Raw genomic sequence first — 16,439 nt, 5'->3', positions numbered from 1 at the left:
GGCTTTTTTATTCGCTTGCGCGTAACCTCGCAGCTTCCGCGGCCTTGGCTGCGCGCATACGTCGCACCTCCTTGGGGTCGGCGATCAGCGGGCGGTACAGCTCGATGCGCTCCCCCGCCTCCACCGGGCGGGACGGGTCCGCCACCACCTTGCCGAATACACCCATGGGGCAGGCCAGTACATCCAGCCCGGGGAAGTGCGCGGCAATGCCCGAGCGCTCCACCGCTTCACGCAGCGAGCAACCCACCGGCACCTGCACGCTCAGCAGCACCTGCCGGTCCACGGCGGCAAATACCACTTCCACCTCCAGGCTTGCCTCAGCCATAGAGCTGCTTGGCGCGCTGGCAGAACGCATCGACCATGGTGTTGGCGGCCTGGTTGAACAGTGGGCCCAGGGTGGCGCGCACGATGGAGCCGGCGTAGTCGAAGGACATGTCGAGGCTGATCTTGCAGGCCTTCTCGCCCAGCGGCTTGAACACCCACAGGCCATGCAGCTGGGTGAACGGGCCTTCCTCGAGGTTCATCTCGATGGACCTGCCAGGCACCAGTACATTTCGTGTGACAAATTTCTGCGAGAGCCCCCCCTTGGCCACTTCGAGGCTGGCGCGCATCAAGGTGTCAGTGTTTTCCAAAACCGTGCTGGACGAGCACCAGGGCAGGAACTGCGGGTAGTTAGCCACATCGTTGACCAGGTCATACAAGGCCTGCGCAGGGTAAGGCAGCAAGGCCGAACGTTGGATATGAGTAGTCATGAGTGCGTCATTTCCTCCGGTGCCTATCAGTCGACAGCAACCAGGCCCAGGTGATCAAAAAAGATCGCGCATTGTCCGGGATTCACCGCACGGGCTCAAGCACGTAGCTTCACCGTAGCCGACAACGTCGCGACTGCCTATAATGCGCCCCCTATGGCCAAACAAAAGAAACACCCCGAAGGGACTATCGCGCAGAACAAGAAGGCGCGACACGATTACTTCATCGAGCACAAGTTCGAGGCCGGTCTGGTCCTGTCCGGTTGGGAAGTAAAAAGTCTGCGTGCCGGCAAGGCGCAGTTGATCGACAGCTACGTCCTGCTCAAGGATGGCGAAGCCTGGCTGCTGGGCAGCCATATCACGCCCTTGACCGCGGCCAGTACGCACGTCATCGCTGACCCGGTACGTACCCGTAAACTGCTGCTGAACAAGCGCGAGCTGGAAAAACTGTTCACCCTGGTGCAACAGAAAGGCTACGCGTGCGTGGCGCTGTCCATGTACTGGAAGCAGCACCTGATCAAGTGCGAAATCGCGCTGGGCAAGGGCAAGAAGGAATACGACAAGCGCCATACCGAGCGCGAGCGCGATTCCGACCGCGAATTGCACCGCGCCGTGCGCACCAAGGGCAAGGACGAGTAACCAACACCACCCGTAGCAGCGGCCACAGGCCGCGTCACGGCCGCCGCACGATCATCTGGTTATCGCGCGGGGGGGTGACGCAGCCTTCGGCAGCTGCTACGGGGTGGGGTTACAGGCCTTTGCGCCGCTCGGCCCGCGCCACGCGCTGCACCTGCTGCCTGACTTCATCCAGCACTTCCTGCACATACAGGATATGCCGGCTGGAGATCTCCCGGGCGTCTTCGGCACGCCCCTCGATAATGGCCTCGTACAGCTCGCGGTGCTGGCTGATCAGCATGTCGCGGGTCTCGCTGCGCTGCTGGTACATGCCACCAATGTTGATCACCACGTTGCGCTTGAGCAGGTCGAACAACCCGCGGATGGTGTGCAGCAACACCGCGTTGTGGCTGGCCTCGGCAATGGCCAGGTGGAAATTGGCGTCGGCCGCGCCCTCCTCGGCCCGGGTCACGTTGTCTTCCCGCGCATAGCAATCCAGCAACGCCTCGAACGCTACCTTCAACCGCTCCCGGTCCAGCTCGGTGGCGCGCTTGGCCGCGTAAAACGCGCAGGACGCCTCCAGGGTGTGGCGAAACTCCAGCAAATCGCGCTGGGACTCGGGGTTGCTTTCCAGCAGCTGCATCAGCGGGTCGCTGAAGGTAGACCCCAGCGACTCCACCACATAGTTACCGCCCCCCTGCCGGCTCATCAGCATGCCCTTGGCCACCAGCTTCTGGATGGCCTCGCGCAACGACGGCCGTGACACGCCAAACTGCTCCGCCAACGCCCGCTCGGCAGGCAGCCGCTCACCGGCACGCAGGGTGCCTTCCAGAATCATCCCTTCCAGCCGCTCGACGATATCGTCGGACAGACGGCGCTGCCGCACCTGATCAAACGCCATGAAACACCTCACCACTCATCCAACTGCGACCAAAGTTTCAGGGTGACAAATTGACACACTGACAGCAGGGCCTCTAACCTAGCACACATGCATTGTAAATTGGTATTACCAATTTGCCAATGCCAGTGCAGTGCCTGACCAACAACAATTAGGGGCCACCCCACATGCAAACCTGGCAACAACTCTACAGCCCGCTCGGCAGCCTCGGTTTATCCGCCCTCGCCGCCGTCATCCCGATCGTCTTCTTCTTCCTCGCCTTGGCCGTGTTGCGCCTCAAAGGCCACGTGGCCGGCAGCATCACCCTGGTGCTGGCGGTGCTGGTGGCGATATTCGCCTTCGGCATGCCCGCCGACATGGCCCTGGCGGCCGCCGGCTATGGCTTTATCTATGGCCTGTGGCCCATCGCCTGGATCATCGTGGCGGCGGTGTTCCTCTACAAGCTCACCGTGAAGAGCGGCCAGTTCGAAATCATCCGCAGTTCGGTGCTGTCCATCACCGACGACCAGCGCCTGCAGGTGCTGCTGATCGGCTTCTGCTTCGGGGCGTTCCTGGAAGGCGCCGCCGGCTTCGGCGCACCCGTGGCCATCACCGCGGCGCTGCTGGTGGGCCTGGGCTTCAACCCACTGTACGCCGCCGGCCTGTGCCTGATCGCCAACACCGCGCCCGTGGCGTTCGGCGCCCTGGGCATCCCGATCATCGTCGCTGGCCAGGTCACGGGCATCGACGCCTTCAAGATCGGCGCCATGGCCGGCCGCCAGCTGCCGCTGCTGTCGGTGTTCGTGCCGTTCTGGCTGGTGTTCATGATGGACGGCATGCGCGGCGTGCGCGAAACCTGGCCAGCCGCCATGGTGGCCGGCGCCAGCTTCGCCATCACCCAGTACTTCACCTCCAACTTCATTGGCCCGGAACTGCCGGACATCACCTCGGCGCTGGTCAGCCTTATCGCCCTGACCCTGTTCTTGAAAGTCTGGCAGCCGCACCGCAGCGCCGGCGACCACATTGCCGGCACCGCCGAGGGCGCATCGGCCGTGGCCAGCGTCGGCGGCTTCGGCAAGCCGCGCACGCAGCTGGTCTCGCCCTACAGCCTGGGCGAGATCTTCAAGGCCTGGTCGCCGTTCCTGATCCTCACCGTGCTGGTGACCATCTGGACCCTGAAACCCTTCAAGGCCCTGTTCGCCGCCGGCGGCGCCATGTACTCGACGGTGTTCAACTTCGCCATCCCGCACCTGGACCAACTGGTGATCAAGATGGCGCCGATTGCCGCCACGCCAACGCCCATCGCCGCGGTGTTCAAGCTCGACCCGATCGCCGCCACCGGCACCGCCATCTTCCTCGCCGCGCTGGTCTCCATGGCCGTGCTGAAGATCAAGGCGAAGATTGGTCTTACCACTTTCTTTGAAACCCTGTTCGAGCTGCGCTGGCCCATCCTGTCCATCGGCATGGTGCTGGCCTTCGCCTTCGTCACCAACTACTCGGGCATGTCTTCGACCATGGCCCTGGTGCTGGCGGCCACCGGCGCGGCGTTCCCGTTCTTCTCGCCGTTCCTGGGCTGGCTGGGGGTGTTCCTAACCGGTTCCGACACCTCCTCCAACGCACTGTTCAGCTCGCTGCAGGCCACCACCGCGCACCAGATCAACGTCAGCGACACCCTGCTGGTGGCCGCCAATACCAGCGGTGGCGTGACCGGCAAGATGATCTCGCCGCAGTCCATCGCCGTGGCCTGCGCCGCCACCGGCCTGGTGGGCAAGGAGTCGGACCTGTTCCGCTTCACCCTCAAGCACAGCCTGTTCTTCGCCACCATCGTCGGCCTGATCACCCTGGCCCAGGCCTACTGGTTCACCGGCATGCTGGTGCATTGATGCAACACGCCCGGCGCTGCCCTGGGCGGCGCCGGTACTGATAACCCCGGCCCTCGCGGCCGGCTAACCGGGCCAACCCGGAGACAACGCCTGATGAGCGAGCTTTTCCACAACGCCATGCCCAACGCCACCCGCGTTGCGCCCCCCATTCCCCAGCCGCGCCGCTACCCTGCGGCGAAGCCTGCGCGGGTGTACCTGTTCGGCACCTGCGTGGTCGACCTGTTCTACCCCGAGGCCGGCATGGACGCGATCCGCCTGCTGGAACGCGAAGGCATCCGCGTCGATTTCCCCCAGGGCCAGACCTGCTGCGGCCAGCCGGCCTACACCAGCGGCTACACCGACCAGGCCCGCGAAGTGGCGCGCGCACAGCTCAAACTGTTCGCCAACGACCAACCGGTGGTGGTGCCCTCGGGCTCCTGCGCCGGCATGCTGCGCCAGCACTACGCCGACCTGTTCAAGGACGAGCCTGAGATGTTCGAGCAGGTGCAGGCCCTGGCCGAACGCACCTATGAGCTGGCCGAATTCCTGCTGCACGTGTGCAAGGTGCAGCTCAAGGACCGCGGCCAACCGGTGAAAGTGGCGCTGCACACCTCCTGCTCCGCCCGCCGCGAAATGAACACCCACCTGCACGGCCGCGCCCTGCTGGCGCAGCTCGGCAACGTCGAGCGCGTGGAGCACAGCCATGAAAGCGAATGCTGCGGCTTCGGTGGGACCTTCAGCGTGCGCATGCCGGACATTTCCGGCGCCATGGTGGCCGACAAGACCCGCAACCTGAAGGCATCCGGCGCCCACCAGGTGCTCAGCGCCGACTGCGGCTGCCTGATGAACATCAACGGCGCCCTGGAAAAACAACGCGAAGCCCTGCGCGGCCAACACCTGGCCACCTTCCTGTGGCAGCGCAGCGGGGGTGGCCAATGACCAGCCAGGCACGCATTCCCGCCGTCGAAATTGAAGACGATTTCCGCAGCCGTGCCCACCAGGCGCTGGGCGACACGCAGCTGCGCAACAACTTCCGCACCGCCATGGATTCGCTGATGACCAAGCGCGCCGTGGCCTTCGCCGACCCCGACGAGCGCGAGCAACTGCGCGCCCTGGGCAACGCCATTCGCGCCCGCGCCCTGTCCAAGCTGCCCGACCTGCTGGAAACCCTGGAGCGCAACCTCACCCGCAACGGCGTCAAGGTGCACTGGGCCGAGACCGTGGACCAGGCCAATGCCATCGTCCAGGGCATCATCGACGCCCACGGCGCGCGCCAGGTGATCAAGGGCAAGTCCATGGTCAGCGAAGAGATGGAAATGAACCACGCCCTGGAGGCCCGCGGCATCGAATGCCTGGAGTCCGACATGGGCGAGTACATTGTCCAGCTGGACCACGAGAAGCCTTCCCACATCATCATGCCGGCCATCCACAAGAACGCCGGCCAGGTGGCGTCGCTGTTCCACGACAAACTCGGCGTGGAATACACCAAGGATGTCGACCAGCTGATCCAGATCGGCCGCCGCGTGCTGCGGCAGAAATTCTCCGAGGCCGACATCGGCGTGTCCGGCGTCAACTTCGCCGTGGCCGAGACCGGCACCCTGCTGCTGGTGGAAAACGAAGGCAACGGCCGCATGACCACCAGCGTGCCGCCGGTGCACATCGCCGTCACCGGCATCGAGAAGGTGGTGGAAAACCTGCGTGACACCGTGCCCCTGCTGTCGCTGCTGACTCGCTCGGCGCTGGGCATTCCCATCACCACCTACGTCAACATGATCAGCGGCCCGCGAAAGCCTGACGAGCTCGACGGCCCCCAGGAAGTGCACCTGGTGCTGCTGGACAACGGCCGCAGCCAGGCCTTCGCCGACAGCGAACTGCGCCAGACCCTCAACTGCATCCGCTGCGGCGCCTGCATGAACCACTGCCCGGTGTACACCCGCGTCGGCGGCCACACCTACGGCGAGGTGTACCCCGGCCCCATCGGCAAAATCATCACCCCGCACCTGGTGGGCCTGGCCAAGGTGCCGGACCACCCCAGCGCCTCGTCGCTGTGCGGCGCCTGCGGTGAAGTATGCCCGGTGAAAATCCCCATCCCGGCTATCCTGCGGCGCCTGCGCGAAGAAAACGTCAAGGCGCCGGACAGTCCAAACCCAGTGATGCGCGGCCAGGGCAGCAAGTATTCGCGCAAGGAACGCTTCATCTGGAACGCCTGGGCCACGCTCAACCGCTCGCCGCTGCTGTACCGCGCGTTCAGCTTCTGCGCCACGCGCCTGCGCCGCCTGGCGCCGAGCAACGTCGGCCCCTGGACGCAAAACCACAGCGCCCCGCAACCCGCCGCGCGCTCACTGCACGACCTGGCTCGCAACCACCTGGGAGACAACAAATGAGCGCCAAGCAGAACATTCTGGGGAAACTGCGGCAAAGCCTGACCGGCACCACGCCCATTGTGGATAACTTCGACGAAGCCCTGGTCACCCTGCCGTGGACTTATCCACAAGGCGAGCGCCTGGCCCAGCTGTGCAAGCTGATGGAAGCCGTGCACACCGAAATCCACCTGACCACCGACGCCACCTGGCCGGCGTTGCTGGCGCAGCTGCTGCGCGACCGCCAGTTGCCCAACCTGCTGATCGCCCCCGGCACGCCCCACGGCCAGCGCATCAGCGCCCATTGGCAAAGCGAGCCTGGCCTGCCGACCCTGAAAGCCTACGACCGCCCCGTGGAAGAGTGGAAAGCCGAGCTGTTCAACGACACCAGCGCCGGCCTCACCAGCACCCTGGGCGCCATCGCCGCCACCGGCAGCCTGATCCTGTGGCCAACCCGCGAAGAACCGCGGCTGATGAGCCTGGTGCCGCCGGTGCATTTCGCCCTGCTGAAGGCCAGCCAGATCCACGACAACCTCTACAGCGTGCAACGCCAGTTCAACTTGGCCGCCGGCATGCCCACCAACGCACTGCTAATCTCCGGGCCATCGAAGACTGCCGACATCGAACAGGTGCTGGCCTATGGCGCCCACGGGCCCAAGGACCTGGTGGTACTGATTCTGGAGGACCAATGAGCCTGCCCGCTGCCTTCCTGCGTGACGCCTGCCAACTGATTCCGGCCGCACGCCGTTTCGACGACCCCACCTCCACCCTGGCCTTCGGCACCGACGCCAGCTTCTACCGGCTGATTCCCAAGCTAGTGATTCGCGTCGAGTCCGAAGACGAAGTGGTAGCGTTGCTCAAGCTGGCGCACCGCGACCAGGTGCCCGTCACCTTCCGCGCCGCCGGCACCAGCCTGTCCGGCCAGGCCATCAGCGACTCGGTGCTGCTGGTGCTGGGCGACAACTGGAACGGCCGCGAAATTCGTGGCCAGGGCACGCAGATCCGCCTGCAGCCCGGCGTCATCGGCGCCCAGGCCAACGCCTGGCTGGCACCGTTCGGGCGCAAGATCGGCCCCGACCCGGCTTCCATCAACGCCTGCAAAATCGGCGGCATCGTCGCCAATAACGCCAGCGGCATGTGCTGCGGCACCGCGCAAAACACCTACCACACCCTGGCCGGCATCCGCCTGGTGCTGGCCGACGGCACGCGCCTGGACAGCGAAGACCCGGCCAGCGTCGCCGCCTTCCGCCACAGCCACGGCACCCTGCTCGAGCGCCTGGCGGAACTGGGCCGCGAGACCCGCGCCAACGCCGAACTGGCCGCACGAATCCGCCACAAATACCGTCTGAAAAACACCACCGGCCTGTCGCTCAACGCCCTGGTGGACTACGACGACCCGCTGGACATCCTCAGCCACCTGCTGGTCGGCTCCGAAGGCACCCTGGGCTTCATCAGCGCCGTCACCTACGACACCGTCATCGACCACCCCTTCAAGGCCTCGGCGCTGATCGTCTTCCCCAGCGTGGAAACCTGCTGCAACGCCGTCACCGTGCTCAAGACCCAACCGGTGGCCGCCGTGGAACTGCTGGACCGCCGCAGCCTGCGCTCGGTGCAGAACATGAAGGGCATGCCCGCGTTCGTCCGCGAATTGTCCGACGGCGCCTGCGCCCTGCTGATCGAAAGCCGCGCCGCCAGCCAGGCCCTGCTGCACCAACAACTCGCGCTGATCATGGCCGCCCTGGCGCCGTTCCCGGTGGAACGCCAGGTCGACTTCAGCGAAGACCCGGTGGAAAACGCCCGCCTGTGGGCCATCCGCAAAGACACCTTCCCGGCCGTGGGCGCCGTGCGCCAGACCGGCACCACGGTGATCATCGAAGACGTGACCTTCCCGGTCGAACAACTGGCCATCGGCGTCAACCGCCTCATCGCGCTGTTCGACAAACACCGCTACGACGAAGCCATCCTGTTCGGCCACGCCCTGGAGGGCAACCTGCACTTCGTCTTCACCCAGGGCTTCAACAACCCCGCGGAAGTGGCGCGCTACCAGGCCTTCATGGACGACGTGGCGCAACTGGTGGCGGTGGAATTTGGCGGCTCGCTGAAAGCCGAGCACGGCACCGGCCGCAACATGGCGCCCTTCGTCGAACTGGAATGGGGCCACGACGCCTACCAGCTGATGTGGCAGCTCAAGCGCCTGCTCGACCCCGCTGGCATCCTCAACCCTGACGTGGTGCTCAGCGAAGACCCACAGATCCATCTGAAAAATCTGAAGCCACTGCCCGCCGCCGATGACATCGTCGACAAGTGCATCGAGTGCGGCTTCTGCGAACCGGTGTGCCCGTCCAAAGGCCTGACCCTCAGCCCCCGGCAGCGCATCGTGATGTGGCGCGACATCCAGGCAAAAAAACGCGCAGGCCTCGACACCAGCGCCCTGGAGCAGGACTTCCAATACCAGGGCATCGAAACCTGCGCCGCCACCGGCCTGTGCGCCCAGCGCTGCCCGGTGGGCATCAACACCGGCGAACTGGTGAAAAAACTGCGCGCCCGCAACGCCCACAACCTCAAGGCCGCCACCTGGCTGGGCGAACACTTCAGCACCGCACTCAAGGGCGCGCGCTTCACCCTGCACGTGGCCAACGGCGCACGCCTGCTGCTGGGCGCGCCGCGCCTGGCCAGCCTGTCCGCCAGCCTCACACGCGCCTCCAAAGGCCGCGTGCCGCGGTGGACCGCCGCCATGCCGCAACCGGAAAACGCCATTCGCATCACCCCGCCGGTCACCGACGCCCGCCCCCGCGTGGTGTACCTGGCCGCCTGCGTGTCCCGCGTCATGGGCCCGGCCGCCAGCGACCGCGAACAGATGTCCCTGCTCGACAAAACCCGCGGCCTGCTGGCAAAAGCCGGCTACCAGGTCATATTCCCCGCCAACCAGGACAGCCTCTGCTGCGGCCAGCCCTTCGCCTCCAAAGGCTACCCCGAGCAAGCCGAACACAAACGCCAGGAACTCATCGCCGCCCTGCTCACCGCCAGCCGCGGCGGCCTCGACCCCATCTACTGCGACACCAGCCCCTGCACCCTGCGCCTGGTGCAAGACCTTGCCGACACTCGCCTGGACCTCTACGACCCAGTGCGCTTCATCCGCACCCACCTGCTGGACAAACTGGTGTTCACCCCGCAAGACACGCCCATCGCCGTGCACGTCACCTGCAGCACCCAGCACCTGGGCGAAAGCCAGGCCCTCATCGACCTGGCGCGGCGCTGCAGCACAAAGGTCGTCATCCCCGAAGGCATCCACTGCTGCGGCTTCGCCGGCGACAAAGGCTTCACCACCCCCGAACTCAACGACCACGCCCTGCGCACGCTAAAGGATGCCGTCCAATACTGCGAAGAAGGCATCTCCACCAGCCGCACCTGCGAAATAGGCCTGAGCAGCCACAGCGGCATCGACTACCACAGCCTGGTCTACCTGGTAGACCGCGTCACCCGCCCGCGGGCACTCTGAGGCCTGAACCACGCCGCCCCCGTAGCCGCTGCCGCCAGGCTGCGCTGGCCCTATGACTCACTGAAAATCTTCAGGCTTCATACCCAGCGCCGCCTACCGCAGCGGCTACAGAAGTATTCTGTTGCAATTGAAATAGCTTTTTCACACTATCGCCGCGCAAATATTTCGAACCCCTTGCACCCCCCAAAGTCCATCTATCAAGGCCTGCTAAAAAGGCTCAATCGCGCTCGGTGCCTGAGCCTTTCCCGGTCGGCGCTGCCGAGTCTTCCACGTCGAGGAGACTTACCATGAAACGCCTTACCCTGACCGGCCTGTGCATGGCCGCCGCCCTGATGACCTCCCACGCCTTCGCCGCCGACGACCTCTGCGCCGCCAACCTGCAGAAAATCGACGACGCCGACAAAACCGCCGGCAGCGCCTCCGCGCAAATCATGGAAACCAACAAGGAAGACATCCAGAAAGCCCAGGCCGCCCAGGCCAGCGGCGACAAGAAAACCTGCATCGCCCTGTCCACCCGCGTGCTGGGCGACATCGACAAAGCCACCAACACCGACGGCAAATCGCAGTAAAGCCGTCCAGACGTGACAGACGGTCGACTCCCGCCACGTTTTGCCGTACACTGAGCGTCCTGCCCGCTAGCGCGGACAGGCAAGAGCAGAAAGCGGGGCCGATTAGGATTCGACGCCGGTAACGAAACTCTAGGTGCATGCCGAGTGGGTAACAGAACTCGTAAATCCACTGTTGCAAACTTTATAATTGCCAATGATGACAATTACGGGGAATTCGCTCTCGCCGCGTAAGCGGTGTTAGCTTTCCCTTCTGGTAGCTTCGGCTCCAGCAATCGTTAGAGGATGTCTGTAAACTCGAAGCGATTGTCATATAGAACAGAATCGTCGCCTAGTACGTTGTGGACGAAGCGCCTAAAACTTACACAACTCGCCTGAAGCACCCTGCCCGTCGGGCGGCCGAGGGTTAACTTAGTAGACACGGCTAAGCATGTAGAACCGACAGCAGAGTACTGGCGGACGGGGGTTCAAATCCCCCCGGCTCCACCAAATGATCAATCAAAGACGTCCACGGACGTCTTTTTTTGTGCCTGGAAGTCAGTGAAATGAAGGGTTTACCGCTCTTTTGAGGGCCACAACGGTTTTTTGAGTTCCAGCCACCCCGGTATTCCCGGTGGTATTCCAGCCTACCTGGGGCTAATCTTGGGAATACCAAAAGGTGTCATGGAGCTTCTCCCATGTGCGCTCAAACAGCTCGCCTCTCCGACCGCCAGCTCAAGACGGTCAAGCCCAAAGACAAGGACTACGTCCTCACGGATGGCGACGGGCTCCAGCTCCGAGTCCGGGTCAACCGCTCGATGCAGTGGAATTTCAACTACAGGCATCCAGTCACCAAGAATCGAATCAACATGGCGCTCGGCTCCTATCCCGAGGTCTCTCTGGCGCAAGCTCGGCGAAAAGCGGTTGAAGCTAGGGAAGTACTTGCTCAGGGGATCGACCCCAAAGCTCAGCGCAATGATCTCGCGCAGGCCAAACTAGCCGAGACAGAACATACGTTCGAGAAAGTAGCTAGCGCCTGGTTCGAGCTGAAAAAGGACTCGGTCACGCCGGCCTATGCTGAGGACATCTGGCGCTCACTCACGCTGCACGTTTTTCCGAGCATGAAATCGACTCCAATCTCGGAAGTCAGTGCACCGATGGTGATCAAGATCCTTCGCCCTATCGAAGCCAAAGGCAGCTTGGAAACGGTGAAGCGGCTTAGCCAGCGCCTCAACGAGATCATGACCTACGGGGTCAATTCGGGAATGATCTTCGCGAACCCGCTCAGCGGGATTCGGGCGGTGTTCAAGAAACCGAAGAAAGAAAACATGGCGGCACTTCCACCCGAGGAGCTCCCTGAGCTCATGCTGGAAATTGCGAACGCCAGCATCAAACGCACCACCCGCTGCTTGATCGAATGGCAGTTGCACACCATGACTCGCCCAGCCGAGGCGGCGACTACTCGTTGGGCAGACATCGATTTTGAAAGGCGTGTCTGGACCATCCCGCCGGAGCGGATGAAGAAGCGCCGACCGCACAGCATCCCGTTGAGCGATCAAGCCATGTCATTGCTGGAGATACTGAAGTCGCACAGTGGTCACCGGGAATACGTCTTCCCGGCAGACCGAGACCCTCGTACTCATGCCAATAGCCAGACCGCCAACATGGCGTTGAAACGCATGGGCTTCCAGGACCGCTTGGTCAGCCACGGCATGCGCTCGATGGCCAGCACCATATTGAATGAATATGGGTGGGACCCGGAGCTCATCGAAGTGGCGCTGGCGCACGTCGACAAGGATGAGGTGCGCAGTGCCTACAACCGAGCCGACTACATCGAGCGACGGCGGCCGATGATGGCTTGGTGGAGCGAGTACATTCTGAAGGCGTCGACGGGCAATCTCTCGGCCAGCGCGATGAGTGTGGCCAGGGATCGGAAGGTAGTACCCATCCGATAGGGCGGCGACAACGGCGACACTGGCGACAGACCGCGTGCCATCTACATCCTTGCCGTCTGAGCGGATGGCGACAGTCGCCAACTCGCCTCGATTTGGTTTCTCCGGCTGAGCCCGTGAGCATGGGGAGGCTTCGCATCCCCATGCTCACGGGCTAACACTAGAAAAGCGACAAACGGCCACTTTGCCACTGACACCCACCGACTTCCAAAGCACACCAGAGGTGGAGTCTGGCGCATTTCCATGTGCCCTTCACCAATTGACCCGTGCCACGGTGACCGATAGAACGAAGATTCAAAGCGCTGCCTTAGGCAGCACCCCAGATGACCAGAGCCTTCAAGGTCATGCCGCTAACCCGGTGGTTCATCCCAAAGTGCGATTCGCGCCCGGAGGCTCGCACGGTCATTCGCCAGAATGATGGACGCCCTCTAAACAATCCGCCTAGTGCGGCTGCCCGCTAACCCTTTGCCCCTGCAGCAACGAACCTGCTCGGCCAACGTTTTGCGCCAACCGTTCGCCCGTCTCTTTTTCCTGAAAAGAGACGGGCGCTCCTACCACTGCGGCAGCCCTGATCGCACAGGGCTTTGCGGCAATCCCCCTCGTGACAATCGGCGTGACAAACGCAGATGTCACCAGCAACAGCGCTGTAGATGATGGTGCCGCAGACCAGGGAATGGACTGCACCTGACTGGCAGTCAGGCATGCCCCGGTCATCGCAGTGCTGCTTGCACCTGGCTCAGGATCTCGCGGCACTGGTCTCGTCAGCCAATGCAGCCTCCACCCGCCCACCGGTAACGGTGCTCAGGAGGCCAGATCATGAGATGGCCTTGCTCCTGGTCGTAAGGAGCCGCCAGTCCCGCGTCAGTGGACACCCTCACAGGTCGCAGGGGCCTTGATCCCTGATAACACTCAACATTCTTGGCGGGATGACGTGAGGGAGTTTTGGTAATTTATGGAGGACGGCTATGCAACTGCGCGAAGTACAAGGGCCGCCACGCCCCTTGTTGGAACAGCAGATTAAGCCCCTACCCTACCCGGTCGAGGCGCTGGGCGATCTATTGGGGCCTGCCGTGGAACGCATGGCCGATGTAATCGCCGTACCCTGCGCCATGGCCGCGCAATCCGTTCTGGCCACGGCAGCTTTGGCGAGCCAGGCGCACGCCAATGTTCACCTCGACGGACGAATCTATCCGTTGTCGCTGTACTTGCTGACGGTGGCTTGCTCGGGTGATCGCAAAAGCGCGGTGGACCATATTGCACTGCAGGCCGTACGCGACTGGGAAAGACAGCAATGGATCGCCTATGGCGAACAGCTCAAGGCGCACCGAGCAGCAATGAGCCTCACCGCGAAGTCACCGACCTCGAAAAAGTCAGCACAGCTAGCGCTGGACGCCCAACCCGAACCCGTCCAACCGAGACTCCTCAGTGCTGAGCCGACCATTGAGGGCCTGGTCAAAAGCCTGTGCCACGGCTTGCCCAGCATGGGGCTGTTCAGCGATGAGGGCGGGCAGTTTTTGGGCGGCAGCACCATGAGCAAGGACAACATGATCAAGGCGATCACTCACTTGTCGACGCTGTGGGACGGCAGCCCGATTGATCGGTCGCGCGCGATGGCTGGGGAAAGTCTGCGTGCCTATGATCGCCGCCTCAGCATGCACTTGATGCTGCAACCACGCCTTGCCGACCGCTTGCTCCAGGACGTCGATATAAAAGACCAGGGCATCCTAGGGCGCTGCCTGATCAGTTGGCCCGAGCGTCTGGTCGGACAACGGCTGTACAAAGCTATCAACCTGACCCGAGATCCGAAGGTGCACCTTTACCATCAGCGCATTGCCGCGCTGATGCAGAAGCCTTGGTCACGCCATAAAGACGGTGGCCTCAACCCCGAGGTTCTTGAGTTGTCCCCCCGCGCTCGTGAGGCCTGGATTGCCATTCACGACACCATTGAATGCGAGTCCGGAGAATTCGGCGAGCTGGTCAACGTCCAAGCTGCTGCGAGCAAAGCCGCCGCGAACGTACTACGCATGGCTGGCGTGATGGCGGTGGTTGAGGAATCGACTGTATTGGAAGACATGCACATTCAGCGCGCCTCTACGCTGATGGATTACTACTTGGCTGAGAACCAACGACTGACTGAACAGGAACCACTGAATAAGCTTCGCGCAGAGGCTGATTGCCTGCTGCGCTGGTTGATAAAGAAGAACTGGCCACCGTTTCGCCTACGCGACCTTACGCGCAACGGCCCCCGCTTTGCCCGTAAAAGCACGCGGCACACCTTCGAGTTATTGCTGCAACTGGTTGCCCATAACTGGCTGGACAATGACGGGGACATATTCGAGGTGCGCCATGTTCCGACTCAATGACGCCGTGCGCCGCTATCGAGCGCAACATCATTCGCCGACCGAGTTACGGTGTGTCGCCGCCACTGCCACCACTCTGTCGCCACGTGCCAATCCAGATGCGGCGGGGGTTGTCGCCAGTGTCGCCGCTGTCGCCGCTCCAACATCTGAGTTAATCGACCTCGCTCGGCTTATCGAGCAGTTGCAAGAAGAAGGGGCTTTGCTGCAACGCAGCGAAAATGCCCTCTTCATCCGACCAGCACACTGGGGACAGTTGGACACCATCGGCCTCCACTGGAAAGCCCTGCTGCTGCTCCTACAAACCAACGATCAAGGTGAAGACAATGGGGCTGGTCGGTCGGCGTGACGGTCGCAACTTTGGCTACGGTCGCCAACTGAGCTACGCCGGTCGGCAGGCACTGGAAGATCTGTTTGCCGGCGGCCACTTTGCCACCGTCAAAGCACACAGCGATCGCTGGCAAGCCTTCGTGCGCTGGTGCCGATCGCAGGACGGCCCCGGTTACAACGATGCACGCCAGATTGATCGACAGACGCTGGAGGACTACGCCGCATACCTGCGCCATCAGATCCAACAAGGCGAACTGTGTATCGCCACCGCGCAAAACCGTCTGAGTAGCGTTAACCGAACCCTCGCCGCGCTGCGCGGTGATCAGGACGTGAGAGTCATCAGCCCGAGCCAGGCGCTGGGACAGCACCGCTCCAACGTACGCCCCCGTGCACCGGACGGCCAAGATTATCAGGACGTGCAGCGAGTAGCGTGGTCGCTGGTGGAACAACAATACGACCGGGTGGCCGCAATCGTCATGTTGGCGCGGACTACTGGAATGCGCCTGCGGGAGGCGACTCTGGCTGACCTGCCACGCCTGCAGCGAGAAGCTGAGCAGCTTGGCCGTATCAACATCCAAGACGGAACTAAAGGCGGCCGATCTGGGGCGTCGGCGCCTCGGTGGATTACTGCCAACAGTCTGGTGAATGAAGCACTCCTTTTCGCAAGAAACGCGTCACCTCGGGGCAGCCGTAATCTGCTGGCCCCAGACGAAAGTTACGCCGTATTCCTTCAACAATCAGTGCTTCCTGCCCGCGAACTTATACATGATCAAGGGCTGAAAGGTTTCCATGAACTTCGCGCGGCTTACGCCTGCGAGCGTTATGAGCAACTCACGGGCCACGCCGCACCAGTCAATGGTGGTCATTGCTATTGCATTGATCGCGACATTGATCAACAGGCCCGCCAGCAGATCAGCATTGAGCTCGGACATAACCGGATCGATGTGGTCACAACCTACATTGGAGATCGAACGTGACCAAGCCCTTCGATATGGCGCTGTACCTGAGCGGCGTACTGAGTGGCTCGAAGGCCACACAGCAACGCCACCTACGGCAAGCCCGATGCATGCAAGCGGCCATCCAACAGCGATGGCAACGAGACAACCCCTGGACCTGGCGGCACAAGCATGTACGCTGGTTTTTCACCGAGTACCTAAAAAACCATTCGAATGCTAGCCGCTACTACTATTGCCTCACAGCCTCATTGATCCTCAAACGAATGGGCGCCGTCTGGATGCTCAAAGCGAAAGCCGTCAGTCGACAGTATTAAGATGCGGCGCCTTAGCATACGAA

15 protein-coding genes and 1 other RNA gene are annotated in these 16,439 nt (G+C 62.7%); 13 read left to right on the top strand and 3 right to left on the bottom strand.

Annotated elements, in window-relative coordinates; all coding sequences use genetic code 11:
- Nucleotides 1-7: 7 nt before the first annotated feature.
- Both ACWKWX_RS19710 and ACWKWX_RS19705 read right to left on the bottom strand, forming a co-directional pair.
- A complete protein-coding gene (locus ACWKWX_RS19710) occupies nt 8-325 on the bottom strand; it encodes an RnfH family protein (RefSeq protein WP_483828652.1) in 318 nt (105 codons plus the stop codon).
- Nucleotides 318-752 carry a type II toxin-antitoxin system RatA family toxin gene (locus ACWKWX_RS19705; RefSeq protein ID WP_416422386.1) on the bottom strand — a complete coding sequence of 145 codons (435 nt, stop codon included), beginning with the start codon at nt 750-752 and terminating at the stop codon, nt 318-320. The genes ACWKWX_RS19710 and ACWKWX_RS19705 overlap by 8 nt, the downstream gene beginning before the upstream one ends.
- A 153-nt stretch (nt 753-905) precedes the next feature.
- Here ACWKWX_RS19705 and smpB point away from each other — a divergent pair, with 153 nt between their 5' ends.
- A complete protein-coding gene (gene smpB / locus ACWKWX_RS19700) occupies nt 906-1,388 on the top strand; it encodes an SsrA-binding protein SmpB (protein WP_008373856.1) in 483 nt (160 codons plus the stop codon).
- A 109-nt stretch (nt 1,389-1,497) separates the two neighbouring features.
- On the opposite strand, the gene ACWKWX_RS19695 is transcribed toward smpB, so the two are convergent.
- A complete protein-coding gene (locus tag ACWKWX_RS19695) occupies nt 1,498-2,265 on the bottom strand; it encodes a GntR family transcriptional regulator (RefSeq protein WP_416422385.1) in 768 nt (255 codons plus the stop codon).
- A gap of 164 nt (nt 2,266-2,429) precedes the next feature.
- Between ACWKWX_RS19695 and ACWKWX_RS19690 the strand changes: the two genes are divergently transcribed.
- From ACWKWX_RS19690 to ACWKWX_RS19635, 12 genes are all read left to right on the top strand, one after another.
- Nucleotides 2,430-4,124, top strand: coding sequence for a lactate permease LctP family transporter (locus ACWKWX_RS19690; protein WP_483828651.1), 1,695 nt, complete (start codon nt 2,430-2,432; stop codon nt 4,122-4,124).
- A 93-nt stretch (nt 4,125-4,217) separates the two neighbouring features.
- Nucleotides 4,218-5,042: a (Fe-S)-binding protein gene (locus ACWKWX_RS19685; protein ID WP_483828650.1), complete on the top strand. Its 825-nt coding sequence runs from the start codon at nt 4,218-4,220 to the stop codon at nt 5,040-5,042.
- Complete coding sequence (locus tag ACWKWX_RS19680) at nt 5,039-6,487, top strand: LutB/LldF family L-lactate oxidation iron-sulfur protein (RefSeq protein WP_483828649.1); 1,449 nt, start codon at nt 5,039-5,041, stop codon at nt 6,485-6,487. The genes ACWKWX_RS19685 and ACWKWX_RS19680 overlap by 4 nt, the downstream gene beginning before the upstream one ends.
- Nucleotides 6,484-7,155 carry a LutC/YkgG family protein gene (locus tag ACWKWX_RS19675; RefSeq protein ID WP_483828648.1) on the top strand — a complete coding sequence of 224 codons (672 nt, stop codon included), beginning with the start codon at nt 6,484-6,486 and terminating at the stop codon, nt 7,153-7,155. The genes ACWKWX_RS19680 and ACWKWX_RS19675 overlap by 4 nt, the downstream gene beginning before the upstream one ends.
- Nucleotides 7,152-9,962 (top strand): FAD-binding and (Fe-S)-binding domain-containing protein, encoded by a 2,811-nt coding sequence (locus tag ACWKWX_RS19670; protein WP_483828647.1) that lies wholly within the window; start codon nt 7,152-7,154, stop codon nt 9,960-9,962. The genes ACWKWX_RS19675 and ACWKWX_RS19670 overlap by 4 nt, the downstream gene beginning before the upstream one ends.
- Nucleotides 9,963-10,249: 287 nt before the next feature.
- The gene (locus ACWKWX_RS19665; RefSeq protein ID WP_416422379.1) at nt 10,250-10,531 is read left to right on the top strand and encodes a hypothetical protein; all 282 of its coding nucleotides are present in this window, start codon (nt 10,250-10,252) and stop codon (nt 10,529-10,531) included.
- 94 nt (nt 10,532-10,625) lie between these two features.
- Nucleotides 10,626-11,017: a transfer-messenger RNA gene (gene ssrA / locus ACWKWX_RS19660) on the top strand.
- 188 nt (nt 11,018-11,205) lie between these two features.
- Complete coding sequence (locus ACWKWX_RS19655) at nt 11,206-12,462, top strand: integrase domain-containing protein (RefSeq protein ID WP_483828646.1); 1,257 nt, start codon at nt 11,206-11,208, stop codon at nt 12,460-12,462.
- Nucleotides 12,463-13,424: 962 nt separating this feature from the next.
- Nucleotides 13,425-14,822, top strand: coding sequence for a YfjI family protein (locus tag ACWKWX_RS19650; protein ID WP_483828645.1), 1,398 nt, complete (start codon nt 13,425-13,427; stop codon nt 14,820-14,822).
- The gene (locus ACWKWX_RS19645) at nt 14,806-15,165 is read left to right on the top strand and encodes a hypothetical protein (protein ID WP_483828644.1); all 360 of its coding nucleotides are present in this window, start codon (nt 14,806-14,808) and stop codon (nt 15,163-15,165) included. Before ACWKWX_RS19650 ends, ACWKWX_RS19645 begins: the two co-directional genes overlap by 17 nt.
- Nucleotides 15,143-16,123 (top strand): integrase domain-containing protein, encoded by a 981-nt coding sequence (locus ACWKWX_RS19640; RefSeq protein WP_483828643.1) that lies wholly within the window; start codon nt 15,143-15,145, stop codon nt 16,121-16,123. Before ACWKWX_RS19645 ends, ACWKWX_RS19640 begins: the two co-directional genes overlap by 23 nt.
- Nucleotides 16,120-16,416: a hypothetical protein gene (locus tag ACWKWX_RS19635; protein ID WP_483828642.1), complete on the top strand. Its 297-nt coding sequence runs from the start codon at nt 16,120-16,122 to the stop codon at nt 16,414-16,416. Before ACWKWX_RS19640 ends, ACWKWX_RS19635 begins: the two co-directional genes overlap by 4 nt.
- The last annotated feature ends 23 nt before the right edge of the window (nt 16,417-16,439 follow it).

It is taken from the genome of Pseudomonas imperatae (genome assembly GCF_057128625.1).
The sequence above is the reverse complement of the archived record's forward strand: the minus strand, read 5'-3'. Positions and strand labels throughout refer to the sequence as shown.